The sequence below is a fragment of the Achromobacter sp. KK8 genome (assembly GCF_054188005.1).
Window position 1 is genome coordinate 4,290,915 of record NZ_CM135178.1, and the last position, 22,574, is coordinate 4,313,488.

The following is a 22,574-nucleotide window of genomic DNA, read 5'->3' on the forward strand; positions in this document are numbered from 1 at the left end:
GGCGCCGGGTTGCGCGGACGCAATGGATATTGCGTCGCAGCATCGGAAACTTCGGCTTACGATTGCACGTTGCTGGACATGTCCCCGTCGTCCCATCGTGGGATAGTTGTATCAAGCAGACGGCGCCGGCCCATGAAGCCGCGTCGTCCCGGGTTCAATCCTCTTTCTCCAAGGAGCTGGCCATGAATGTACGTCCCATGCACACCAAACGCCTTGCGGCATCCCTTTGCGCGGCAGGCCTGATGCTGGCCGCGGGAGCGGCGCAGGCGGCCGATCCGATCGGCCGCGCCGGCATCCAGGCGCAATACGAACAGGATGTGGCGGCTTGCAAGAACGGCAGCACCGGGCAGGAACGCACCGCCTGCATGCGCGAGGCGGGCGCCGCCCGCCAGGAAGCCAATCGCCAGCACCTGAGCGATGGCAGCACCGACCAGCACCAGCAGAACATGGTGGAACGCTGCAACCGCCTGCCGGCCGACTCGCGCCAGGACTGCATCACGCAGATGACTTCGCCGACCCAGGTGCGCGGCAGCGTGCAGGGCGGTGGCGTGCTGCGTGAAACCGTGATCCAGGTGCCGGCCGGCACCGCCGGCACGGTGCCGCCCGCGCCGCCGGCCGCGGCGCCCGGCATGGCGCCCGCCCCGGGCATGGCGCCGCCGCCGGCGCCGATGCGCCAGTAACGGCGCTTGAAGGGCCAGGGGAGGGCGTCATGCCCTTTCCCCGCGCCCCTGGGGCCCGGCCGCCGCCACAATCAGGCAAAATGGCGGCTGTCGCCCTTACTCACGCATATCCATGTCCGACGTCATCGCCCTGATTTTCGATTTCGACGACACGCTGGCCTCGGACAGCACGTCCGGTTTCCTGGAAAGCATCGGGGTGGACACGGCGTCCTTCTGGAAAGACCAGGTCGACCCGCTGCTGTCCAGGCAGGACTGGGATCCCGTTCCGGCCTACCTCTACCAGATGATCCAGCTCTCGCGCGAGGGCAGGCATGGCCTCATCACGCAGCAGCGCCTGCAGGACTGGGGCGCGCGGCTCGAACTGCACGACGGCGTGTCCACGCTGTTCCAGCGCCTGCGCGCCGCGGTGCGGGCCGAGCAGCCGCAGGTGCAGCTGGAGTTCTACCTGATCTCCAGCGGCATCGGCGACGTGGTCCGCTCCACGCCCATCGCCCACGAGTTCACCGAGATCTGGGCCTCCGAATTCACCTATGGCGCCGACGGCGGCATCGAGTTTCCGCGCCGCATCGTCAGCTTCACCGACAAGACGCGCTATCTGTTCCACATCCAGAAGGGCATCATCGGCCGCGATTTCCGCAACAAGCCGTTCGAGGTCAACCGCAAGGTGCCCGAAGACCGCCTGCGGGTGCCGTTCGACCAGATGGTGTTCGTCGGCGACGGCTACACCGACATCCCGTGCTTCTCGCTGATCCGCCGCGCCGGCGGCTTCGCCTTCGGCGTGTGGGATCCGAAGCACCGCGACAAGCGCAGCCGCGCCTGGGGCTTCATCGAGGAAGGCCGGGTATCGAACCTGAACCAGGCGCGCTACGACGAGAACGCCGAGCTTTACCAGTGGCTGGAAGAGGCCGTGACCAGCCTGGCCGGGCGCATCGCGCTCAAGTCGCGGGTGTACCGTGGTTGAGCCGCTCGCCATGGCGGCCACGCCGCCCTGGACCGCGCAGGATGCCGATTTCATGACGCTGGCGCTGGACCAGGCGCGGGCGGCCTATGACATCGGCGAGGTGCCGGTGGGCGCGCTGGTGGTCTCGGCCCAGGGCGACATCCTGGGGCGCGGCTACAACCGCACCATCATCGACCACGACCCCACCGCGCATGCCGAGATCGTCGCGCTGCGCGGCGCCGCGCGCGCGCTGGAAAACTACCGCCTGCCGGGCATCACCGTGTACGTCACGCTGGAACCCTGCGTCATGTGCATCGGCGCCATGCTGCACGCGCGGCTGGCGCGGGTGGTGTTCGGCGCCTACGATCCCAAGACCGGCGCCTGCGGCAGCGTGCTGGACGTGGGCTCGGTGCCCAGACTCAATCATCACACTTCAGTCACCGGCGGCGTGCTGGCGGAACCCTGCGGCGAGCTGCTGCGCCGGTTCTTCCGCGAACGCCGCGCCAAGGAATCCATCGCATGAGCAACACCCGAGGCGCCAAGGCGCGCGCCGCCAAGGCGGCCGCCACCCCGGCGCATGACCACGCCAGCCACGATCACGACCACGAATGCGGCGAGGCCTGCGGCCACGACCACAGCCACGACCACGAGCCGGGCCACGTCCACGGCTTCCCGGACGCGCGCGGCATTTACCTGATCTCGCCGTCGTCCGCCGTGCGCGACCCGCGGACGGTGGAGCTGGCGCGCGAGCGCCTGGCCGCGCAGGGCTTCAAGACCGCGCTGGACCGCACCGCGCTGGCCGAGCACCAGCGCTTTGCCGGCACCGACGCGCAGCGCCTGGCCAGCCTGACGCGCGCCGCCAGGCAGAAGCTGCCGATCGTCATGGTCACGCGCGGCGGCTACGGCATGGGCCGGCTGCTGCACGCGATCGACTGGAAGGCCATGGCCGACAGCGGCAAGCGCTTCGTCGGCATGAGCGACTTCACCGCCTTCAACCTGGCGTTGCTGGCGCAGACCGGCGCGGTCAGCTACACCGGCGCCACCGCCATCTACGACTTCGGCGGCAAGAAGGTCGACGACCTGACCGAAGCGCTGTTCGGCGAAGTGATGCGCGGCGAGCTGGAAATCCTCAGCTTCGAGACCCAGGACGCCGACCCGGTCGATTGCCGCGGCATCCTGTGGGGCGGCAATCTGGCCATGCTGGCCTCGCTGATCGGCACCCCCTACATGCCGAAGGTGCGTGGCGGCATCCTGTTCCTGGAAGACGTGGCCGAGCACCCCTACCGCATCGAGCGCATGCTGATCCAGCTGTGGCAGGCGGGCATCCTGGGCAAGCAGAAGGCCATCGTGCTGGGCCGCTTCTCCGACTACAAGCTGGCGCCGCACGACAAGGGCTACGACCTGCACGAAGTGGTGGCCTGGCTGCGCAAGACGGTCAAGGTGCCGGTGGTGACCGGCCTGCCGTACGGCCACGTGGCCACCAAGGCGACGCTGCCGATCGGCCAGAAAGTCGGCATCGCCACCGAAAAGGGCCTGGCCCACCTGGTGCTGGACGAACACCATCACTGAGGCCCCGGCCCGCCTGGTTTTTCCGACCGCCCGGCCCGCGCCGGGCGGTTTGCCATCCGGGCTTGGTACACTATCAGGTTTCGCCGCATGCCGGCGTTGTCGCGCCATCCTGGCGCCACATCCATTTCCCGCTGCTAAAACACTGTGATATCCACCGCCAATCTCACCATCCAGTTCGGTCCCAAGCCCCTTTTCGAGAACGTCAGCGTCAAGTTCGGGGAAGGCAACCGCTACGGGCTGATCGGGGCCAACGGGTCCGGCAAGTCGACGTTCATGAAGATCATCGGCGGCGACCTGGAGTCGTCGGCCGGCAACGTCTCGCTGGAGCCGGGCGTGCGCCTGGGCAAGCTGCGCCAGGACCAGTTCGCCTTCGAGGACCTGCGCGTGCTGGACGTGGTGATGATGGGCCACACCGAGATGTGGGCCGCGATGTCCGAGCGCGATGCGATCTACGCCAACCCGGAAGCGTCGGAAGACGACTACATGCGCGCGGCCGACCTGGAGGCCAAGTTCGCCGAATATGACGGCTACACCGCCGAAGCCCGCGCCGGCGAACTGCTGCTGGGCCTGGAAATCGGTGTCGACCAGCACAACCTGCCGATGCGCGAAGTGGCGCCGGGCTGGAAGCTGCGGGTGCTGCTGGCCCAGGCGCTGTTCTCGAACCCGGACGTGCTGCTGCTGGACGAGCCGACCAACAACCTGGACATCAACACCATCCGCTGGCTGGAAAACGTGCTCAACAGCTACCAGAGCACGATGATCATCATCAGCCACGACCGCCACTTCCTGAACCAGGTCTGCACCCACATGGCCGACCTGGACTATGGCGAGATCCGCATCTACCCGGGCAACTACGACGACTACATGCTGGCCTCGACGCAGGCGCGCGAGCGCCTGGTGGCCAACAACGCCAAGGCCAAGGAACGCGTGGCCGAACTGCAGGACTTCGTGCGCCGCTTCGCCGCCAACAAGTCCAAGTCGCGCCAGGCCACCTCGCGTCTGAAGCAGATCGACCGCATCAAGGCCGAGCAGGTCGTGGTCAAGCCGTCGTCGCGCCAGAACCCGTACATCCGCTTCGAGCAGAACAAGGTCATGCACCGCCTGGCGGTGACCGTCGAGAACCTGTCCAAGTCCTACGACGCGCCCGTGATCCGCAACTTCTCGGCCATGGTCGATGCCGGCGAGAAGATCGCCATCATCGGCGCCAACGGCGTCGGCAAGACCACCTTGCTGCGCCTGCTGGCCACCGATCTGGCGCCGGACGCCGGCAGCGTCAAGTGGTCGGAAAACGCCGACCTGGGCTACATGGCCCAGGACGTGTCGGACCAGTTCCTGCAGACCGACATCAACCTGCTCGACTGGATGGGCGACCATCGCCAGCCGGGCGACGACGACCAGTCGATCCGTTCGGTGCTGGGCCGCCTGCTGTTCTCGGCGGACGACCTGCCCAAGGCGCCCAAGGTGCTGTCCGGCGGCGAAAAGAACCGCATGACCTTCGGCCGCCTGATGCTGGGCCGCCACAACGTCATGCTGCTCGACGAGCCGACCAACCACCTGGACATGGAATCGATCGAATCGCTGCAGTTCGCGCTGGAAAAGTACGAAGGCACGCTGGTGTTCGTGTCGCACGACCGCGAATTCGTGTCCGGCCTGGCCACGCGCGTGATCGAGATCCTGCCCTCGGGCGAGATCGTCGACTACCGCGGCGGCTACGAAGACTACCTGTCCTCGCGCGGCATCGAAGCCTGATACTCGGAGCCCGATGCCACGGGCCTGATATGCGGGCCTATGGCCCGGGCCTACGTCCAGGCCTGCTGGCGGGCCTGACGCCCGGGCCAGGGCGGCGGGCTGGACGGCGTTCAGCCTGCCGCAATCCTGCTGGGCTATCATCCGGGTAAACCCTGGCCCGTTGCGCCAGGTTCCACCCAGTCTGCCATGCCTCCCACTCCTCATACCACGCCCGATGGCGCGCCCATCGGGACGTTCGCATTGACCGCGCGCATCGTCGCGATCGCCTTTTTCACCTTCATCTGTTATCTGGCCATCGGCCTGCCGCTGGCGGTGCTGCCGGGCTACGTGCACGACCAGCTCGGCTACGGCTCGGTGCTGGCCGGGCTGGCCATCAGCGTGCAGTATGTGGCCACGCTGCTGAGTCGGTCGCACGCGGGCCGCATCGCCGATACCGTGGGCCCCAAGCAGACCGTGGTGATCGGCATGGCCGCCTGTGCCGCCAGCGGCGTGTTCCTGCTGCTGGCCTACGCCTTCGAGCGCAGCGCCTGGCTCAGCCTGGGCGCCATCATCGTCAGCCGGCTGGCGCTGGGCTTCGGCGAAAGCTGGGTCGGCACTGGCTCGGCCACCTGGGCCATCGCCCGGGTCGGCCCGCTGCACACGGCGCGGGTGATCTCCTGGAATGGCATCTGCACCTACGGCGGATTGGCCTTGGGCGCGCCGCTGGGGGTCTACCTGGAGACCGAATGGAGCATGGGCGCGCTGGGCGGCGCCGTGCTGCTGCTGGGCCTGGCCGGCCTGGGGCTGGCGCTGGCGCGGGCCGCGGTGGCCATCGTCGGCGGCCACCGCATGGCCTTCAAGAGCGTGGTGCTGCGGGTGTTCCCGCATGGCATGGCGCTGGGACTGGGCTCGGTGGGCTTCGGCACGCTGGCGGCCTTCGTGGCGCTGTACTACGCCAGCTTCTCGTGGGAGGGCGCGGCGCACGCGCTCAGCGCCTTCGGCTGCGCCTTCATCGGCGTGCGCCTGCTGTTCGCGGGCACCATCACGCGCTATGGCGGCTTCAGGGTGGCGCAGGTGTCGTTCCTGGTGGAGGCGGCCGGCCTGGCGCTGCTGTGGCTGGCGCCCAATTCCGGCGCCGCGCTGGTGGGCGCGGCCCTGACCGGCTGTGGCTTCGCGCTGGTGTTCCCGGCCATCGGGGTCGAGGCGGTGGCGCGGGTGCCGGCGGGCAGCCGCGGCGCGGCGCTGGGGGCCTATTCGGCCTTCCTCGACCTGGCGCTGGGCGCGACCGGTCCGGTGGCGGGTTATATCTCCGGCGGTTTCGGCTATCCGGCGATCTTCCTGTCCGCCGCGGTGGCGGTGCTGTTCGGCTTCCTGATCGCGGTCGGCCTGCAACGGCATGCCAGCCGGTCGGGGGCGGCCGCTTGAAGCGGCTGTTTTATAACTCCAGGCATTAAGGACATGCGATATTTATCGTTTGGATTCATATAACGAATTGTTAGATTAGGCCCGTTCCCCACGCGCGCCCACGATTCGTTCCATGAACCTGACTTTCGACCACGTCCACAAGCAATTCGGCGACCTGCCGGTCGTCGACGGTTTCACCAGCGAATTCAAGACCGGCGAGCTGGTCGCGCTGGTGGGGCCGTCGGGCTGCGGCAAGTCGACCCTGCTGCACCTGGCGGCCGGCCTGGAAAAACCCACGCAAGGGCAGGTGCTGGCCGACGGCAAGGCCGTGAGCGGTCCGCATCCCAGCCGCACGCTGGTGTTCCAGGAGCACGCGCTGTATCCGTGGCTGACGCTGGAAGACAACGTGGCGCTGGCGCTGGAATTCCAGAAGACCCCCAAGAAGCGGGCCCGCGAGGCGGCGCGCCAATGGCTGGCGCGCGTCAGCCTGGCCGGCTTCGAACACTATTACCCGCACCAGGTGTCCGGCGGCATGCGCCAGCGCGCCGCGCTGGCCCGCGCCTTCATCGCGCAGCCGCAGACGATGCTGATGGATGAACCTTTCGGCGCGCTCGATGCGCTGACGCGCCTGGCGCTGCAGGACGTGTTGCGCCAGCTGATCGCGCAGGAAAAACCCACGGTGCTGCTGGTGACCCACGACGTCGACGAGGCGCTGTTCCTGGCCGACCGCATCGTGGTGTTCAGTCCGCGCCCGGCGCGGGTGCTGCGCGAATTCAACCTGGCCCATCGCGCCAAGAGCCACGACCTGTCCGACCTGGCCGCCGAGAAGCGCGAGATCCTGCGCCTGCTGGGCATCGCGGTCGACGGCGCGGCGGCGCATTCCGACCTGGCGCTGGCCGCCTGACCCTTTCGATTTTCCGGTTCACGGGCGGCGCCAGTCAGTTGGCGCCGGCCATCCTCGATCCCCTGGAGCTTTCCCATGAAATTCAAGCAATGGCTGTCCCTGCCGCTGGCCGCGGCGCTCCTGGCCGCGGCGCCCGCCATGGCCGCCGAGAAATTCCGCGTCGGCTATCTGCGCGTGATGGACGATGCGCAGGCCATCGTGGCGCAGGAAGGCGGCTACTACAAGAAGGCCGGCCTGGATTCCGAGCTGATCGAGTTCAAGTCGGGCACCGACCTGATCAAGGCCATCGTCGGCGGCCAGCTGGACATCGGCGTGCTGGGCTTCACCAACGCCGTGGCCTGGGCCTCCAAGGGCGCGGACCTGAAGGTGGTGGGCGGCGCGCAGCAGGGCTACCACTCGCTGATCGTGCGCGACGACTCGGGCATCAAGGACATCGCCGGCCTGAAGGGCAAGACGCTGGCCTCGCAGGCCGAAGGCAGCACCGCCGACGTGGTGCTCAAGGGCGTGGTGCTCAAGCAGGGCAACCTGGCCGCCGACGACGTCAACGTGATGGGCGTGAGCCCGGCGGTGGCGGTGCAGTCGCTGGTGGGCAAGCGCGTGGACGCGGCCTTCCTGTTCGAACCCTATGACCGCATCGCGCAACTGGTGGCGCCGGTCAAGCAGATCTACGAAGTGGGCCAGGCCTGGCCGTTCCCGTGCATGGTGGTGATCACCTCGGGCGAGACGCTGGCCAAGCGCAAGGACGACGTCTGGAAGGCGCTGGACGCGCAGAACCAGGCCATCGCGCTGCTGCAGAAGGAACCGGCCCAGGCCTCGAAGCTGATCGCCTCGTACTTCATCGCCGAGCCCACGCTCAAGACGCTGAACCGCGGCGAGCTGCCGCGCGAGACCGTGATCGCCGAAGCCATCAGCACGCAGGTGTTCACGCCCAAGCTGACCGAGAAGGACACCAAGCGCATGCAGGAGATCGCCGACATCCTGCAGGCCCAGGGGTCGCTCAAGACGCGCGACGGCAAGCCGTACGACGTCTCCAGCATCGTCGACCTGTCCTGGCAAGAGGCGCGCAAGCTTTGAGCGCGTCGACCCGTGTGACCGGCGCCCGCAAGCATCTGGCGGGCGTGCTCGGTGTGCTGTTCATCCTGGCGCTATGGCAGGCGGCGGCGTTGGCCTTGCCCGACTTCCTGATGCCGGGCGTGCCCGCCGTGCTCGAACGCCTGTTCGAGGACCTGGGCAAGCAGTCGTTCCACCAGAGCCTGATGGGCACGCTGGGCCGCCTGGGCGCGGGCTACGGCCTGGCGCTGGCGGCGGGCATCGGCTTCGGGCTGGTGGCGGCCGTGCTGTTCTTCTTCCGTGAAGTGCTGCGCAGCGCCATCGTCATCCTGCAATCGATCCCGTCGATCGCCTGGGTGCCGCTGTTCCTGATCGTGATGGGTTTCGGCAGCACGCCGATCATCGTGGTGGTGGCGCTGTCGGCGTTCTTTCCGGCGGCGCTGAGCGTGATGAACGCCACCGAATCGGTGCAGCGCGTGCATGTTTCGGCCGCCCGCGTGATGGGCGCCACGCCCTGGGGCCTGGTCAAGCGCGTGTACCTGCCGGCCGTCATGCCCGAGCTGATCACCGGCGCCCAGCTGGCGTTCGGCAATGCCTGGCGCGCGCTGATCTCGGCCGAAATGCTGATCGGCTTCGGCAAGGGCCTGGGCCGTTCGCTGGCCTATTCGGGCGAGATCGCCGACATGACCGGCGTCATGACCAACATCCTGGTCATCGCGGTGCTGGCCGCGCTGATCGACCAGTTCGTGCTCGAGAACCTCAAGCACCGGCTGCTGCGCTACCAGTACGTGTGAGGCCCATGATGCGGCGCGGTCTGCGTTTCCTGGCCTGCCTGGCGGCCTTGCTGTCCGCCACCGGCGGCGTGGCGGCGGCCGACGGGCTGGCGGCCGCGCGCCAGCGCGGCGAGCTGGTGGTGGGCGTGCCGTACCTGGCGCCCGCGCCGGTGGCCGGCGCCAAGATCCGCACCCCGGAAGGCCTGGATATCGCCATGGCCGAGAAGCTGGCGCAGGACCTGGGCCTGCCGTTCAGCCTGCGGCAGGTGGCGGCGGCCGACGCGGCGCGGCTGCTGGCCGCGGGCGAGGTCGACGTGGTGCTGGCCGATCGGGCGCAGCCGGCCCAGGCGCTGCCCGGCGATCTGGCGGCGGTGGCCACCGGCTACGCCGCGCGTCCCAAGGCCGTGATCCGCAGCGATACCCGCATGCGCCAGGGCAGCGATGCCCGCGGCCGCAGCGTCTGCATGGCCGAGGCCGCCGTCGGCGCGCAGGCGCTGGCGCGGGGCTGGGGCGCGGTGGTGCGCACTTATCGGGTGCCGTCCGACGCGCTGGTCGCGGTGCGCGAGGGCAGCTGCGACGTCGGCCTGATCGACGACGCGGTCTGGGAACCGCTGATGCGTTTTCCCGAATGGAAGAAATTCTCGGCCACGCTGCGCCCCGATGGCGCCCGCTCTGAGCGGGTCTGGCTGCTGCCGGCGGCCGATACGGCCACGCAGTCCTGGCTCGATGCGCGCATGCGCGAATGGGCGCGGGCCGACGCCTGGAAGGCCTTGACCGCCAAATGGGCCCGAGACGTGGCTTTCGACGTCTATCTGGACCAGGAAGTCGCCGACTGCCACGGCTGAGCCCGACGCGGCCCGGATCCGTCCGCAAAGGCCGGGCAGGCCGGTGGGGCGCGGCCCTTACAATGGCGGGCTATGACCACCACCTTGACCGCCGTCTGCTCGCACGAGGAAGACGTCAAGAAAAGCCGCTTCATCGCCCATGCCGCGCCCGTCGCCACCGTCGACGAGGCCATGGCGTTCTTCGCGGCGCACAGCGAGCCCGAAGCCACCCACAACTGCTGGGCCTACCGCATCGGCCAGGAATACCGCTTCAATGACGACGGCGAGCCCGGCGGCACGGCAGGGCGTCCGATCCTGCAGGCGATCGAGGGGCAGGGCATGGACCGCGTGGCGGTGCTGGTGGTGCGTTGGTTCGGGGGCGTCAAGCTGGGCGCGGGCGGACTCGTGCGGGCCTATGGCGGCTGCGCCGCCAACTGCCTGCGCAACGGCCCGCGCACCGAGATCGTGGACCTGGCCACGGTGGCGTGCGCCTGCGGCTTCGCCGAGCTGCCGCTGCTGAAGTCGCGGCTGGCGCAGGCCGGCGCGGTGATCGTGCAGGAGGATTTCAGCGCGGACGGGGTGGCGTTGCGCTTCACGGTGCCGCGCGGCGCCGTGGCCGACCTGGAGATGACGGCGGCCAACATCACGCGCGGCCGCTCGGCGTGGGAACAATTGGCGTGACATGCGACAAGGGCCCCGAGGGGCCCTTGTGCATCACGCGTCCTGGCTGTCCTGGGCCGCGGCGATTTCCTGGTGGACCTTTTCCATGTCGACTTCCTTGATCTTGGCGAGCAGCTCATTGAGCTGGCCGCCGGACAAGGCGCCGGGCTGCGAGAACAGCAGGACTTTCTCGCGGAACACCATCAACGTGGGAATCGAGCGGATGCCCAGCGCGCCGGCCAGTTCCTGTTCCACGTCGGTGTTGACCTTGGCGAAGGTGACGTCGGGATGCTCGGTGGCGGCCTGCTCGAAAACCGGCGCGAAGCCACGGCACGGGCCGCACCAGGGGGCCCAGAAGTCCACGATCAAGGTGCCGTCCGGCGTGATGGCTTCCTGGAAGCTGTCTTTGGTGAGTTCAACAATACTCATTTTGGATCCTTGCCGCTGGCGCGGCGCAAAGTGTCGGTATCAGCGGCCCGGGGACGCCTGCCCCGGACCGGATGCGGCGACGCGGTTGCCGGTCCTGCCGGTCCATAGTAGAGCGGGGACCGGTCGCGTCGCAATGGTTGGCGCTGTGGCGAGCGCGGTCTGCGGAGCTTGTGGGGCCGGCGGCGGGGCCGCCGGCCTCACGCCGCGGTTGTTGTGGGTACGCCGTCGCGCTGCTTGAGCGCGGCGACGATCTCGAAGGAACGCAGGCGATCGGCGATATCGTAGAAATCGGACACGATCATGACTTCGTCGGCTTCCGTCTCGGCGACCAGGGCTTCCAGCCGGCGCTTGACGGTTTCGGGGCCGCCGACGATGGCGGCGCCCAGTCTTTGATTGACCGCCTCGCGCTCCCATTCGTTCCAGAGCCCGTCCATGCTGTCGACCGGCGGCTGCAATTGCAGACGGTTGCCGCGCACCAGCGACAGGAACTTGAGCTGCTGCGTGGTGGACAGGCGCCGGGCCTCTTCATCGGTGGGGGCGGCCACCACCGGCACCCCGATCATGGCGTAGGGTCGGGCCAGCGTCTCGGACGGCTTGAACAGGTGGCGGTACAGGCGCATCGCCGCCATGCCCTCGGGCGAGAAGTGGCCGGCGAACGAGAACGGCAGGCCCAGTTCGGCCGCCAGCCGGGCGCTGAAATCGCTCGAACCCAGCAGCCAGATGGGGATGTCCAGGCCTTCGCCAGGGATGGCGCGCACCGGCTGGCCCGGCCGCGAAGGCGCGAGAAAGCCGCGCAACTCCTCGACCAGCGCCGGGAATTCCAGGCCGCTGCGCGGGCCGCGGCGTAGCGCGTGCTGCGTGGCGCCATCGCTGCCGGGCGCCCGGCCCAGGCCCAGGTCGATGCGGCCAGGGTAGAGGGTTTCGAGCGTGCCGAACTGCTCGGCGATGATCAGCGGCGCATGGTTGGGCAGCATCACGCCGCCCGAGCCGACGCGCAGCGTCGAGGTGTGCCCGGCGATGTGGCCGATCAGCACCGCCGTGGCGCTGCTGGCCACGCCGTTGATGTTGTGGTGTTCGGCCAGCCAGAAACGCTTGTAGCCGAGCCGTTCGACGTGCTGGGCCACCGCCACGCTGTTGCGGAAGGCGTCGGCGGCGTCGCGACCCTGCACGATCGGGGCCAGGTCCAGCACCGAGAAGGGGATGCGGGCCAGGGTGCTCATGCGCGGCGCTCGCGTGGGCGGCGGGGACAGGACGAATGCGGGGTGTGGCGAGACAAGGTCGGCTCCATGGTCTTATATACATGGGGAGTGTATCGGCGAATTCAACCGCTCCCGCCAGCAACCATACGGGCCGGCGGGTTGATAGCCGGACTCAATGATGACGATTTGCCGGGCGGCCCGCGACCCGGGCAGTCGTACCGGTATAGTGGTCACTTCGGCGCCGCAAGCATCGTTCCCGCGGCTCCAGGTCCGCCACCCGATCGCGCCGCCGCGCCTGCGATTGCCAACATGATCGGCAGCGTCTGGCCGTTTCGTCCAAGACGCGGCCACTCGAATCGGCGATGATGCGGTTTTCTTCTATATCCGCGGGAGACACGCATGAGCGTCACCGGCAATAACCACCAGATCGACAACATCGAATTCAACGTCGCCGACATCGCGCGCAGCAAGCGCTTCTATGGCGACGCCTTCGGCTGGTCGTTCACCGACTACGGGCCGACCTACACCGAATTCACCGATGGCCGCCTCAAGGGCGGCTTCACCACCGGCGAGCCGGTGCGCCCGGGCGGGCCGCTGGTGATCCTGTACGCCGACGACCTGGTCGACGCGCAGCGCCGCGTGACGGCGGCGGGCGGCCGCATCAGCCGGGAGGCCTTCGATTTCCCCGGCGGCCGCCGCTTCCACTTCGCCGACCTCGATGGCTATGAACTCGCGGTCTGGACCGCCGTGGCCTAGCGGCGGGTGCGCGCCGGCATGAAAAAACCGCCGCCTTCCGGACCGGAAGCGCGGCGGTTTTGCATGGGGCGCGTCTGGCGGACGTTATTCCGGGAAGAACGCGTAGCGGATGACGAACAGGATCGCCACCAGCCAGGTGGCCGGATGCACGTCGCGCACGCGGCCGGTAGCGGTCTTGAGCACCACGTAGCTGATGAAGCCGAAGGCGATGCCGTTGGCGATGGAGTAGGTGAACGGCATCACCAGTGCCGTCAGCGCGGCCGGGGTGGCTTCGCAGACGTCGTTCCAGTCGATGTCGATCAGCTCGCGCATCATCAGGCCGGCCACGTAGAGCAGGGCGGGGGCGGTGGCGTAGGCGGGCACGGCGCCGGCCAGCGGCGAGATGAACAGCGCGGCCAGGAACAGCAGGGCCACCACCAGCGCGGTCAGGCCGGTGCGGCCGCCGGCCTGCACGCCCGAGGCGCTTTCAACGTAGGCGGTGGTGCTGCTGGTGCCCAGCATCGAGCCGGCCACGATGGCGGTGCTGTCGGCGAACAGGGCGCGGCCCAGGCGGTTGGGGCGACCCTCCGGCATCAGGCCGGCGCGTTTGGCCACGCCCACCAGCGTGCCGGTGGCGTCGAACACCTCGACCAGCACGAACACCAGGATGACGTGCACGAAGCCGGTGTGCAGCGCGCCCAGGATGTCCATCTTGAACAGCGTCGGCGCCAGGCTCGGCGGCGCCGCGAACACGCCCTTGAATTCGTTGTAGCCCAGCGCCATCGACAGCACCGTGACCACCAGGATGCCGATCAGGATGGCGCCGCGCACGCGCAGCGCGTCCAGCGAGGCGATGATGAAAAAGCCCAGGATGGCAAACAGCGGTCCCGGGGTGGTCAGGTCGCCCAGCGTCACCTTGGTGGCCGGATGCGCCACCACGATGCCGGCGCTGGACAGCGCGATAATGGCCAGGAACAGGCCGATACCGGCGGCGATGGCGCTGCGCAGCGAATGCGGGATGCCCTTGACCAGCCAGACCCGGATGCCCGAGATGGTCAGGACCAGGAAGATCACGCCCGAGATGAACACGGCGCCCAGCGCCTGCTCCCAGGTGTAGCCCATGGTCTTGACCACGGTGAAGGCGAAGAAGGCGTTCAGCCCCATGCCCGGCGCCATGCCGATCGGCCAGTTGGCGATCAGCGCCATCACCAGCGAGCCCAGCGCGGCGGCCAGGCAGGTGGCGACGAACACGGCGTTGCGGTCCATGCCGGTGGACGACAGGATGTCCGGGTTCACGAAGATGATGTACGACATCGTCAGGAATGTCGTCAGGCCGGCCACGATCTCGGTTCTCGCGGTCGTGCCGTGTTCACGCAGGTTGAATAGCTTCTCCAGCATTCTTATCCCCAGGGTGCTTGCAGGCTCGGTTTGTCGGAAGGGGGCTTGGCCGCCCTCGGTCATTTTGTAAACGGGCGTATTTTCGCATCAGTTGTAAACTCTGCCGCCATGATTATTCTCGGCTTTGAAAGCTCCTGCGACGAAACGGGCGTCGCAGCCGTCTGTACGGAACGCGGCCTGCTCGCGCACGCGCTGCACACCCAGATCGCCATGCACCAGGAATACGGGGGCGTGGTGCCTGAACTCGCCTCGCGCGACCATATCCGCCGCGTGGTGCCGCTGACGCACCAGGTGCTGCAGGAGGCGGGCCTGGAAATGTCGGACATCGGGGCGGTGGCGTATACGGCCGGGCCCGGTCTGGCCGGCGCGCTGCTGGTGGGCGCCAGCGTGGCGCAGTCGTTCGCCTGGTCGCGTCACCTGCCGGCCATTGCCATCCATCACCTGGAAGGCCACCTGTTGTCGCCGATGCTGGCCGACCCGCGGCCCGATTTCCCGTTCGTGGCGCTGCTGGTGTCCGGCGGCCATACGCAGTTGATGCGGGTCGACGGGGTGGGGCGCTACGAATTGCTGGGCGAAACGCTGGACGATGCCGCCGGCGAAGCCTTCGATAAGTCGGCCAAGCTGATGGGCCTGGGCTATCCGGGCGGACCGGCGCTGGCGCGCCTGGCGGACCAGGGCGATGCCGCGCGCTTCGACCTGCCGCGCCCCATGCTGCACAGCGGCGACCTGGATTTCAGCTTCAGCGGCCTGAAGACGGCCGTGCTGACTCGGGTCAAGGCGGCCGAGCAGGACGGCGGACTGGATGAGCAGACCCGCGCCGACCTGGCGGCGGCCACCCAGGCCGCCATTGTCGAGGTGCTGGCCGCCAAGTCGATCCGCGCCCTCAAGCAGACCGGCCTGCGCCGCCTGGTGGTGGCCGGCGGGGTGGGCGCCAACCAGCTGCTGCGCGCCAGGCTGGCCGCCGCGCTCAAGCCGCTCAAGGCACAGGCCTATTTCCCGCCGCTGTCGTTGTGCACCGACAACGGCGCCATGATCGCCTTCGCGGCGGCCGAACGGGTCAAGGCCGGGCTGGTGACCCTGGATCCCGATGCGCACGGATTTACCGTGCGGCCGCGCTGGGACCTGGCGGAGATCGGCTGAGCCGGGCAATGAAAAGGGGGCCGCGGCCCCCTTTTCATTTGTGCCGCGACGCCCGTACCGGCGCGCGGATCACTTTTTCTTGCCGCCGCCGATGCGGCTTTCGGTGCCTTGCACCAGGCGCGTGATGTTGGCGCGGTGGCGGTAGAACAGCAGCACGCCGATGATGGCCAGGGCAATGCCCATGGCCGGCTGGGCATACCAGGCCAGGCCGGAGCCGAACACGTAATAGACCGGCGCGAAGAACGCCGCCACCAGCGAGGCCAGCGAGGAATAGCGGAAGAACACCGCGATGATCAGCCAGGTGGCCGCCGTGGCGACCGCCAGCCAGGGCTGGATGGCGACCAGCACGCCCAGCGCGGTGGCCACGCCCTTGCCGCCCTTGAAGCCCAGGAAAATCGGGTACAGATGGCCCAGGAAGGCGGCCACGGCGACCGCGGCCAGCGGCCCGGGGGTGATGCCGGGCGCCAGGCGCTGCGCCAGCCAGACGGCGAACCAGCCCTTGGCGGCGTCGCCCAGCAGGGTCAGCGCGGCGGCGGTCTTGTTGCCGGTGCGCAGCACGTTGGTGGCGCCGGGGTTCTTCGAGCCGTAGCTGCGGGGGTCCTGCAGTCCCATCAGTTTGCTGACGACCACCGCGAACGGCACGGAGCCAATCAGGTAGGCCAGCAGGATGAGCGCAGCGGAGAACGCCAGGGAGGGTTCGGTGATCGCCATGGGTAAGGGGTCCGTTGTTGTCGTGCGTTGTCTCGATGGCTGCGGATTCTACCCCGGCGGCCCGGCGGGCCGGGTACGGGTAAGCGAGCGGCCGATCGGAACCGGGTTCGCCGACGGACATGCCGAGGTCCTCCTTGGACGGTACAATCCAGCGCGTCACCCGCGTTTTATTTTCTTTCGGATGCACAATGCGAATTCTGGTTTCGAACGATGATGGTTATTCCGCCCCTGGGCTCGAAGCGCTGGTCAAGGCGCTGCAAGGCCTGGGCGACCTGACCGTCGTCGCGCCCGAGACCAACCACAGCGGCGCATCCAATTCCCTCACGTTGAACCGGCCGCTGTCGGTGCGCACCGCTTCCAACGGCTTCATCGCCGTCAACGGCACGCCGTCCGACTGCGTCCACGTGGCCCTGACCGGGCTGATGGACGCGCGCCCCGACCTGGTGGTGTCCGGCATCAACAACGGCGCCAACATGGGCGACGACACGCTCTATTCGGGCACCGTGGCGGCCGCCAGCGAGGGCTACCTGTTCGGCATCCCGGCCATCGCCTTCTCGCTGGCCGAGAAAGGCTGGGAGCACATCGATTCCGCCGCCCGCGCGGCGCGCATGGTGGTGGAACGCCATCTGGCGCAGCCCTTGGCCGCGCCGGTGCTGCTGAACGTCAACATCCCCAGCCGCCGGTTCGAGGACATGCACGGCTTTCAGGTCACGCGCCTGGGCAAGCGCCATCCGTCGCAGCCGGTGGTGCGCACCACCACCCCTTATGGCGATCCGGTCTACTGGATCGGGCCGGTGGGGCAGGCGGCCGACGCCACGCCTGGCACCGATTTCCACGCGGTCGCGCAGGGCATGGTGTCTGTCACGCCGCTGCGGCTGGACCTGACCCAGCACAGCCAGCTCGACGAAATCCGGACCTGGGCGGAGCCGCTATGCGTCGACGCGTAAGCCAGCCGGACGTCTCCCAGGCGGTTCCCGGGCGGCCCAGCCCGGTGCGCTACGACTCGGGCCGGCTCAGCCCCGGCGTCACGCCGGCCAACAGCAACACCCGGGTCTCGGCCGCGACCCTGCAAAGCCAGGCGAAGGCGCCGACGCCCGCGGCGGGCGGCAACCTGGGGCTCAATTCGGATCGCCTGCGCCAGGCCATGGTGCAGCGCCTGCGCGTCCAGGGCGTGACCGACGAACGCGTGCTCAACGCCATGGCCGCGGTGCCGCGCCACCTGTTCGTCGACGAGGCCCTGGCCAGCCGCGCCTATGAAGACGCGGCCCTGCCGATCGGCCATTCGCAAACCATTTCGCAACCCTGGGTGGTGGCGCGCATGATCGCCGCCATCTGCGAAGACCGCACCCCCACCCGCGTGCTCGAAGTGGGCGCCGGCTGTGGCTACCAGGCGGCGGTGCTGGCCCAGTTCGTGCGCGAGGTCCATTCGATCGAACGCATCCGCGGCCTGTACGAGCTGGCGCGCGAACACCTGCGCGCCTTGCGGCTCACCACCCGGATCCGCTTGATCTACGGCGACGGCATGCTGGGCCTGCCCGGCGTGGCGCCGTTCGATGCTATCGTTGTGGCTGCCGCCGGCCTGACCATCCCGCAGGCGCTGCTGTCGCAGCTTGCGCCGGGCGGACGCCTGATCGCTCCCGAAGGGGGCTCCAATCAACGCCTGGTGCTGATCGAACGCACCGGCGCGGCCAGCTGGAAACGTACTGAATTAGAGGCCGTGCGCTTTGTGCCGCTGCGTGCCGGAATACAATCTTGAGCAAACAGGAGAAACGTATGCTCAACGGGCAGTTGCAACTGACCGATATGAACCTTGGCGTGTCCATGACGCGCCTGCGCCGCCCGGTTTTCGTGGCCGGCGTCCTCAGCCTGGCCATCCTGGCCGGCTGCGCATCCAAAGGCACGCGCGCGCCGGTCGTCGACCTGGCCGGCGGCCAGCCGTCCGCACCCGCCCAGCCGGGCGGCAGTTATGTCGTCAAGCCGGGCGATACGCTCTACAAGATCGCGCGCGCCAACAACGTCGATATCGAGAACATCAAGCGCTGGAACAACCTCAGCGATCCCAACCAGATTTCGGTGGGGCAAGTGCTGAAGATGTCCGGTTCGTCGGGCGGTGTCGCGCAACCGGCGCCCATTGCCAGCAACAAGGCGCAGCCGCGCCCGCTGGACCAGCCGGCCGATACCTCGGGCACCGCCACGGCATCACTGCCGCCGCCCGCGCCCGCTCCCACGCCCGCTGAAACCAAGCCGGCCACGCGCGCGGCCGACGCCGGCGTGATCAACTGGGCCTGGCCGGCCGGCGGGCAGATCATGCAGGGCTTCAACAACAACAGCAAGGGCATCGACATCGCCGGCGCCCTGGGCGATCCGGTCACCGCCGCGGCGGATGGCAAGGTCATGTACAGCGGCAACGGCGTGCGCGGCCTGGGCAACCTGATCATCGTCAATCACCAGAACGGCTTCATCACGGCGTATGCGCACAACCGCACGCTGCTCGTGAAGACCGGCCAGGACGTCAAGCGCGGCGCCAAGATCGCCGAGATCGGCCAGAGCGACACCACTTCGCCGCGCCTGCATTTCGAGATCCGCCGCCAGGGCACGCCCGTGGATCCGATGCAGTACCTGCCCGCCAAATGACGCCCACCCTGGTATTCGACCTCGAGACCATTCCCGACGCGGATGGCCTGCGCAAGCTCAACGGCTGGAGCGCGGACGTCCCCGACGCCGAAGTGGTCGAGCGCGCGCTGACCGCGCGCCGCGAGGCCGTGGGGCACGACTTCCTGCCGCTGCACCTGCACAAGGTCGCGGTGGTGGGCTGCGTGTTCCGCGACGACCAGGGCTTTCGCGTCAAGACGCTGGGCCAGGCGGACGATCCGGAAGCCGCCTTGCTGGCCGGCTTCTTCAAGACCATCGAGCGCTACACGCCCAAGCTGGTCAGCTGGAACGGCTCGGGCTTCGACCTGCCGGTGCTGCACTACCGCAGCCTGATCCAGGGCGTGCCCGCGCCGCGCTACTGGGACATGGGCGAGGAAGACCGCGATTTCAAGTTCAACAACTACATCTCGCGCTATCACTCCCGCCACACCGACCTGATGGACCTGCTGGCCAAGTACAACGGCCGCGCCAACGCGCCGCTGGACGAGCTGGCCAAGCTGTGCGGCTTTCCGGGCAAGCTCGGCATGGACGGCAGCAAGGTCTGGGAGGCCTGGAGCCAGGGCCGCGCCGACGAGGTCCGCGCGTATTGCGAAACGGACGTGGTCAACACCTGGCTGGTGTATTGCCGCTTCCGCTTCCTGCGCGGTGAACTCGACCGCACCGCCTACGACGCCGAGATCGCGCTGGTGCGCGACACGCTGACGGCCAGCGAGGCGCCGCACTGGAAGGAATACATGGCGGCCTGGGACGCCAGCTGAGTGGCGCGCGCGGTTGGCGCGACAGGCTCGACAGACGGGGTCCGCTGGGCCCCGTTTTCACGTCCAGCACTGGCGCAATCGACTGAAACATAGCTTGCGGGGGCGAAACCTGGATGAAACCGGGCCGATCGCACAATGGCCTCGCTTTCTTCACTTTCAGGAGACCTACATGTCCCGATTCGCACTCCGCTCCAACCTGGCCGCGCTTGCCATGGTCGCCGCCGCCGGCGGCTTGCTGGCCGCTCCCGTCATGGCGGCGGCGCCCGCCGACGGTGGTCCCGCCGCCATGCACGAAGGCCATCGTGGCGGCGGCTTCCACAAGGGCATGCGCGACGGCCTGTGGATCCCGGGCCTGGGCCCCGTGTCCAAGGCGCAATTCGACCAGCTCAAGCTGGACGACAAGCAGCAGGCCCTGCTCAAGACCGCGCAGGACGGCCAGCGCAGCCTGCACGAAGCGATGCGCGCTTCCGGCGGCCAGCGCCACGATCTGCTCAAGGCGCAGCTGGACAGTGGCAAGCTGGACCCGCGCGCGCTGCTCGAGCAGTCCGATAAATCGCGTGACCAGTTCGGCACGCAGGCCAAGCAGGTGCGTGACCAATGGTTGGCCGTGTGGGACAGCCTGAACGACGCCCAGCGCACCCAGGTGACCCAGATGCTCAAGGAGCGCCAGGCCAAGATGCAGGAGCGCCAGGCCAAGATGCAGGAGCGCCACGCCCGCATGGAAGGCCGCCATGGCAAGGGTCCGGGCAATGCCCCGGGCGCCGTGCCGCCGCCGCCGGCCGCGCCCGCCGCCAATTGAGGAGGATCCGGCCGGACGGCCATGCCCTCCGGCTCCGCCCCTGCCGGCGCCCCAGGTGAGGCCGCGCCCGCCAACCCCGTCCCGCCAGCCCGCGGGGCGGGGTTTTTCTTTGCGTGCCCCGGACCGCGGCGCGCAGGCCCCATTTTGAGGCGGCCCCGCCTGTGCACGTGGCGCGGCGCACCGCGATGGTGCGCAGCGCCGCGCGGATTCAGCGCGGCGCCAGTGTGCTGACACGCAGATGAAACCTGGCACGGACATTGCTTGAGGAAAGGTGAGCCGGTTACCTGCCGTTGCAAGACCGGCCTGACGGATGCGCCCATGGCCTTCCTCCTCTCGTCAAATCCGATCAGGACACCGCACCATGAAGAAGACGTTGCTAGCCTTGCCCGTTGCGCTTGCCGCTTGTTTCGTTGCAACGGCCCAGGCCGAACCCACCGACCTGGGCGGCGGTTTCTCGCTCAGCGGCAATGCCACGATCGCCAGCGACTACCGCTTCCGCGGCTATTCGCAGACCGACTTCCGGCCGGCCGCACAACTGGGCTTCGACCTGACCCACAGTTCCGGCTTCTACCTGGGCAACTGGAACTCCAACGTGTCCAGCTTCGTCTTCACCGACGGCAACCTTGAAATGGACTTCTACGGCGGCTGGAAGGGCGACGTGGGCGGTGGCTTCACGCTCGATGCCGGCGTGCTGCACTACTACTATCCAGGTTCCAGCTCGCCCAAGGGTGGCAACTACAACAACACCGACCTGTACCTGGCCGGGACCTACGGCAACTACACGCTGAAGTACTCCTACACGCCCAGCGACTTCTTCAGCACGCCCGACAGCAAGGGCACCTGGTACCTGGACGGCACCGCCAACTTCGACCTGGGCGACGGCTGGGGCCTGGTGGGGCACCTGGGTTACCAGAAGCTCAAGAACCAGGTCAACATGGACGGCGATTCCATCAGCCATTACGTCGACTACAAGCTCGGGGTGACCAAGGACCTGAAGGGCTGGGTGCTGGGCCTGGCGGCGGTGGGCGCCACCAAGGACAACTGGCTGCCGACCAAGTACGGCCATCCGTCGGGCCGCCTGGGCGCGGTGTTCTCGGTGTCGCGCTCGTTCTGATTCCCATCCGTGGCGGCGCCCTGACCGGCGCCGGCTTTGGGGGGCTTGATGGAGACTGCCCGGCGGGCCGTCTCCGGCAAGTCCCCCTTTTTTCCGGGGGCGGGCGCGGCCTGGTAAATATACTGGGCGCTTCATCGCCAGACGCCAGATGCCCCAATGATCGAAACCCGCCTGTTGCGGCAATTCATCGCCGTTGCCGAAGAGCTGCACTTCAACCGCGCCGCCGAGCGCTTGCACATGGCCCAGCCGCCCTTGAGCCAGGCGATACGCCGCCTCGAACAGGAGATCGGCTCGGCCCTGTTTGAGCGCAATAACCGCAGCGTGGCGTTGACGCCCGCGGGTGCCGCCTTTCTCGAGACGGCGCGCGGCACCTTGGCCGCGCTGGAGGAGGGCGTCGCGCACACGCGCCGGGTGGCGCAGGGCATGGCGGGGCACTTGACGCTCACCTTCCTCAATATCGCGCCCTATGCCGAACTGCTGCGTGCCTTGCGCGACTATCGCCGCGATACGCCGGCGGTCGCCTTCACGCTGCGCGAGGCTTCGACGCGCGAGCAGGTGGCTGCGCTGGAAAGCGGCGCGGCCGATGTCGGCTTCCTGCGCACGCCCGGCACGACGACGCCGGATCTATGCCTGGAGCCCATCCTGCGCGAACCGATCGTCGTGGCGCTGCCCGCGGGCCATTCGCGGGCGGGGCAGGACGCGGTTGCGCTGGCGTCCCTGGCGGACGAGGCGTTCGTGGCGTCGCCGCGGGCGTCGGGCCAGGGCTTTCACGACCAATTGGTGCAGTTGTGCCGGACCGCGGGCTTCGCGCCGCGGATCGTGCAACATGGCCGCCAGTTGCAGACGCTGGTGGCGCTGGTGGCGGCGGGCTTCGGCATCGCTATGCTGCCGGCGTCGTTGGCGCTGCCTGACCGGTCCGATATCGTGTTCCGGCCATTGCTGGCGGACGCGCCGGATAGCCTGCTGCAACTGGAGCTGCTGATGGCATGGAACCATGTCCGCGTCTCGCCGGTGAGGGATCGCTTCATCGACGCGATCCGGCGGGCCATGGTCGGCTGAGAAATAAGACAAAAAACGTCTCACTGGACCATAAACAATATATTTTAC

Annotated in this window: 24 protein-coding genes; 20 read left to right on the forward strand and 4 right to left on the reverse strand. The window is 68.4% G+C overall.

Annotated features, from left to right (window positions below; genetic code table 11):
- Nucleotides 1-182 precede the first annotated feature (182 nt).
- The 11 genes from ACVN9Z_RS19950 (at nucleotide 183) to ACVN9Z_RS20000 (ending at nucleotide 10,553) form a co-directional block, all read left to right on the forward strand.
- Complete coding sequence (locus ACVN9Z_RS19950; protein WP_024068714.1) at nucleotides 183-680, forward strand: hypothetical protein; 498 nt, start codon at nucleotides 183-185, stop codon at nucleotides 678-680.
- 112 nt (nucleotides 681-792) lie between these two features.
- On the forward strand, nucleotides 793-1,641 hold the full coding sequence (locus ACVN9Z_RS19955; protein WP_024068715.1) for an HAD family hydrolase: 849 nt from the start codon (nucleotides 793-795) through the stop codon (nucleotides 1,639-1,641).
- A 10-nt stretch (nucleotides 1,642-1,651) separates the two neighbouring features.
- Complete coding sequence (gene tadA / locus ACVN9Z_RS19960) at nucleotides 1,652-2,143, forward strand: tRNA adenosine(34) deaminase TadA (RefSeq protein WP_020927463.1); 492 nt, start codon at nucleotides 1,652-1,654, stop codon at nucleotides 2,141-2,143.
- Nucleotides 2,140-3,189, forward strand: a complete 1,050-nt coding sequence (locus ACVN9Z_RS19965; RefSeq protein ID WP_070781689.1) for an LD-carboxypeptidase — start codon at nucleotides 2,140-2,142, stop codon at nucleotides 3,187-3,189. The genes tadA and ACVN9Z_RS19965 overlap by 4 nt, the downstream gene beginning before the upstream one ends.
- A gap of 144 nt (nucleotides 3,190-3,333) precedes the next feature.
- Nucleotides 3,334-4,938 carry an ABC-F family ATPase gene (locus ACVN9Z_RS19970; RefSeq protein ID WP_054507583.1) on the forward strand — a complete coding sequence of 535 codons (1,605 nt, stop codon included), beginning with the start codon at nucleotides 3,334-3,336 and terminating at the stop codon, nucleotides 4,936-4,938.
- Between the two features lie 186 nt (nucleotides 4,939-5,124).
- A complete protein-coding gene (locus ACVN9Z_RS19975; protein ID WP_173001262.1) occupies nucleotides 5,125-6,342 on the forward strand; it encodes an MFS transporter in 1,218 nt (405 codons plus the stop codon).
- A gap of 112 nt (nucleotides 6,343-6,454) precedes the next feature.
- Nucleotides 6,455-7,225 carry an ABC transporter ATP-binding protein gene (locus ACVN9Z_RS19980; RefSeq protein WP_006388145.1) on the forward strand — a complete coding sequence of 257 codons (771 nt, stop codon included), beginning with the start codon at nucleotides 6,455-6,457 and terminating at the stop codon, nucleotides 7,223-7,225.
- A gap of 75 nt (nucleotides 7,226-7,300) precedes the next feature.
- The gene (locus ACVN9Z_RS19985; RefSeq protein WP_006388146.1) at nucleotides 7,301-8,299 is read left to right on the forward strand and encodes an ABC transporter substrate-binding protein; all 999 of its coding nucleotides are present in this window, start codon (nucleotides 7,301-7,303) and stop codon (nucleotides 8,297-8,299) included.
- Complete coding sequence (locus ACVN9Z_RS19990; RefSeq protein ID WP_026383568.1) at nucleotides 8,296-9,069, forward strand: ABC transporter permease; 774 nt, start codon at nucleotides 8,296-8,298, stop codon at nucleotides 9,067-9,069. The genes ACVN9Z_RS19985 and ACVN9Z_RS19990 overlap by 4 nt, the downstream gene beginning before the upstream one ends.
- A gap of 5 nt (nucleotides 9,070-9,074) precedes the next feature.
- Nucleotides 9,075-9,893, forward strand: a complete 819-nt coding sequence (locus ACVN9Z_RS19995) for a transporter substrate-binding domain-containing protein (protein ID WP_104414269.1) — start codon at nucleotides 9,075-9,077, stop codon at nucleotides 9,891-9,893.
- Nucleotides 9,894-9,965: 72 nt separating this feature from the next.
- On the forward strand, nucleotides 9,966-10,553 hold the full coding sequence (locus ACVN9Z_RS20000) for an IMPACT family protein (RefSeq protein ID WP_006388149.1): 588 nt from the start codon (nucleotides 9,966-9,968) through the stop codon (nucleotides 10,551-10,553).
- Nucleotides 10,554-10,586: 33 nt separating this feature from the next.
- Here the strand turns inward: ACVN9Z_RS20000 and ACVN9Z_RS20005 are convergent, their stop codons facing one another.
- Entirely contained in the window at nucleotides 10,587-10,961 is a 375-nt protein-coding gene (locus tag ACVN9Z_RS20005; RefSeq protein WP_006388150.1) for a thioredoxin family protein, read from the reverse strand.
- 197 nt (nucleotides 10,962-11,158) lie between these two features.
- Nucleotides 11,159-12,181, reverse strand: coding sequence for an LLM class flavin-dependent oxidoreductase (locus tag ACVN9Z_RS20010; RefSeq protein WP_006388151.1), 1,023 nt, complete (start codon nucleotides 12,179-12,181; stop codon nucleotides 11,159-11,161).
- A 378-nt stretch (nucleotides 12,182-12,559) separates the two neighbouring features.
- On the opposite strand from ACVN9Z_RS20010, the gene ACVN9Z_RS20015 reads away from it, so the two are divergent.
- A complete protein-coding gene (locus ACVN9Z_RS20015; protein ID WP_054438380.1) occupies nucleotides 12,560-12,916 on the forward strand; it encodes a VOC family protein in 357 nt (118 codons plus the stop codon).
- An 84-nt stretch (nucleotides 12,917-13,000) separates the two neighbouring features.
- Here ACVN9Z_RS20015 and ACVN9Z_RS20020 read toward each other — a convergent pair whose 3' ends face one another.
- On the reverse strand, nucleotides 13,001-14,293 hold the full coding sequence (locus ACVN9Z_RS20020) for an NCS2 family permease (RefSeq protein WP_006388153.1): 1,293 nt from the start codon (nucleotides 14,291-14,293) through the stop codon (nucleotides 13,001-13,003).
- A 108-nt stretch (nucleotides 14,294-14,401) separates the two neighbouring features.
- Between ACVN9Z_RS20020 and tsaD the strand changes: the two genes are divergently transcribed.
- Nucleotides 14,402-15,433 (forward strand): tRNA (adenosine(37)-N6)-threonylcarbamoyltransferase complex transferase subunit TsaD, encoded by a 1,032-nt coding sequence (tsaD, locus tag ACVN9Z_RS20025; RefSeq protein ID WP_006388154.1) that lies wholly within the window; start codon nucleotides 14,402-14,404, stop codon nucleotides 15,431-15,433.
- A 69-nt stretch (nucleotides 15,434-15,502) separates the two neighbouring features.
- Here the strand turns inward: tsaD and plsY are convergent, their stop codons facing one another.
- Entirely contained in the window at nucleotides 15,503-16,144 is a 642-nt protein-coding gene (gene plsY, locus ACVN9Z_RS20030) for a glycerol-3-phosphate 1-O-acyltransferase PlsY (protein ID WP_006388155.1), read from the reverse strand.
- 188 nt (nucleotides 16,145-16,332) lie between these two features.
- Between plsY and surE the strand changes: the two genes are divergently transcribed.
- The 7 genes from surE to ACVN9Z_RS20065 all read left to right on the forward strand — a co-directional run bounded on the left by surE (nucleotide 16,333) and on the right by ACVN9Z_RS20065 (nucleotide 22,526).
- Entirely contained in the window at nucleotides 16,333-17,091 is a 759-nt protein-coding gene (surE, locus tag ACVN9Z_RS20035) for a 5'/3'-nucleotidase SurE (protein WP_020927471.1), read from the forward strand.
- Nucleotides 17,076-17,900: a protein-L-isoaspartate(D-aspartate) O-methyltransferase gene (locus tag ACVN9Z_RS20040; protein ID WP_050807754.1), complete on the forward strand. Its 825-nt coding sequence runs from the start codon at nucleotides 17,076-17,078 to the stop codon at nucleotides 17,898-17,900. The genes surE and ACVN9Z_RS20040 overlap by 16 nt, the downstream gene beginning before the upstream one ends.
- A 17-nt stretch (nucleotides 17,901-17,917) precedes the next feature.
- On the forward strand, nucleotides 17,918-18,778 hold the full coding sequence (locus tag ACVN9Z_RS20045) for a peptidoglycan DD-metalloendopeptidase family protein (protein WP_054438384.1): 861 nt from the start codon (nucleotides 17,918-17,920) through the stop codon (nucleotides 18,776-18,778).
- Nucleotides 18,775-19,554 carry a 3'-5' exonuclease gene (locus ACVN9Z_RS20050; RefSeq protein WP_024068723.1) on the forward strand — a complete coding sequence of 260 codons (780 nt, stop codon included), beginning with the start codon at nucleotides 18,775-18,777 and terminating at the stop codon, nucleotides 19,552-19,554. Before ACVN9Z_RS20045 ends, ACVN9Z_RS20050 begins: the two co-directional genes overlap by 4 nt.
- Before the next feature lie 169 nt (nucleotides 19,555-19,723).
- Nucleotides 19,724-20,353, forward strand: coding sequence for a hypothetical protein (locus ACVN9Z_RS20055; protein WP_458212550.1), 630 nt, complete (start codon nucleotides 19,724-19,726; stop codon nucleotides 20,351-20,353).
- Between the two features lie 361 nt (nucleotides 20,354-20,714).
- The gene (locus tag ACVN9Z_RS20060; RefSeq protein ID WP_006388161.1) at nucleotides 20,715-21,467 is read left to right on the forward strand and encodes a TorF family putative porin; all 753 of its coding nucleotides are present in this window, start codon (nucleotides 20,715-20,717) and stop codon (nucleotides 21,465-21,467) included.
- Between the two features lie 156 nt (nucleotides 21,468-21,623).
- Nucleotides 21,624-22,526 carry a LysR substrate-binding domain-containing protein gene (locus tag ACVN9Z_RS20065; RefSeq protein ID WP_024068725.1) on the forward strand — a complete coding sequence of 301 codons (903 nt, stop codon included), beginning with the start codon at nucleotides 21,624-21,626 and terminating at the stop codon, nucleotides 22,524-22,526.
- The last annotated feature ends 48 nt before the right edge of the window (nucleotides 22,527-22,574 follow it).

Coding starts and splice junctions, on each gene's coding strand:
- ACVN9Z_RS20005 (WP_006388150.1), bottom strand. CDS start 10,961: ATGAGTATTGTTGAACTCACCAAAGACAGCTTCCAGGAAGCCATCACG.
- ACVN9Z_RS19950 (WP_024068714.1), top strand. CDS start 183: ATGAATGTACGTCCCATGCACACCAAACGCCTTGCGGCATCCCTTTGC.
- ACVN9Z_RS20010 (WP_006388151.1), bottom strand. CDS start 12,181: ATGAGCACCCTGGCCCGCATCCCCTTCTCGGTGCTGGACCTGGCCCCG.
- ACVN9Z_RS19955 (WP_024068715.1), top strand. CDS start 793: ATGTCCGACGTCATCGCCCTGATTTTCGATTTCGACGACACGCTGGCC.
- ACVN9Z_RS19965 (WP_070781689.1), top strand. CDS start 2,140: ATGAGCAACACCCGAGGCGCCAAGGCGCGCGCCGCCAAGGCGGCCGCC.
- ACVN9Z_RS20065 (WP_024068725.1), top strand. CDS start 21,624: ATGATCGAAACCCGCCTGTTGCGGCAATTCATCGCCGTTGCCGAAGAG.
- ACVN9Z_RS19975 (WP_173001262.1), top strand. CDS start 5,125: ATGCCTCCCACTCCTCATACCACGCCCGATGGCGCGCCCATCGGGACG.
- ACVN9Z_RS20015 (WP_054438380.1), top strand. CDS start 12,560: ATGAGCGTCACCGGCAATAACCACCAGATCGACAACATCGAATTCAAC.
- surE (WP_020927471.1), top strand. CDS start 16,333: ATGCGAATTCTGGTTTCGAACGATGATGGTTATTCCGCCCCTGGGCTC.
- ACVN9Z_RS20060 (WP_006388161.1), top strand. CDS start 20,715: ATGAAGAAGACGTTGCTAGCCTTGCCCGTTGCGCTTGCCGCTTGTTTC.
- ACVN9Z_RS20045 (WP_054438384.1), top strand. CDS start 17,918: ATGCTCAACGGGCAGTTGCAACTGACCGATATGAACCTTGGCGTGTCC.
- ACVN9Z_RS20020 (WP_006388153.1), bottom strand. CDS start 14,293: ATGCTGGAGAAGCTATTCAACCTGCGTGAACACGGCACGACCGCGAGA.
- ACVN9Z_RS20055 (WP_458212550.1), top strand. CDS start 19,724: ATGTCCCGATTCGCACTCCGCTCCAACCTGGCCGCGCTTGCCATGGTC.
- tadA (WP_020927463.1), top strand. CDS start 1,652: ATGGCGGCCACGCCGCCCTGGACCGCGCAGGATGCCGATTTCATGACG.
- plsY (WP_006388155.1), bottom strand. CDS start 16,144: ATGGCGATCACCGAACCCTCCCTGGCGTTCTCCGCTGCGCTCATCCTG.
- ACVN9Z_RS19980 (WP_006388145.1), top strand. CDS start 6,455: ATGAACCTGACTTTCGACCACGTCCACAAGCAATTCGGCGACCTGCCG.
- ACVN9Z_RS20000 (WP_006388149.1), top strand. CDS start 9,966: ATGACCACCACCTTGACCGCCGTCTGCTCGCACGAGGAAGACGTCAAG.
- ACVN9Z_RS19995 (WP_104414269.1), top strand. CDS start 9,075: ATGATGCGGCGCGGTCTGCGTTTCCTGGCCTGCCTGGCGGCCTTGCTG.
- ACVN9Z_RS20050 (WP_024068723.1), top strand. CDS start 18,775: ATGACGCCCACCCTGGTATTCGACCTCGAGACCATTCCCGACGCGGAT.
- tsaD (WP_006388154.1), top strand. CDS start 14,402: ATGATTATTCTCGGCTTTGAAAGCTCCTGCGACGAAACGGGCGTCGCA.
- ACVN9Z_RS20040 (WP_050807754.1), top strand. CDS start 17,076: ATGCGTCGACGCGTAAGCCAGCCGGACGTCTCCCAGGCGGTTCCCGGG.
- ACVN9Z_RS19985 (WP_006388146.1), top strand. CDS start 7,301: ATGAAATTCAAGCAATGGCTGTCCCTGCCGCTGGCCGCGGCGCTCCTG.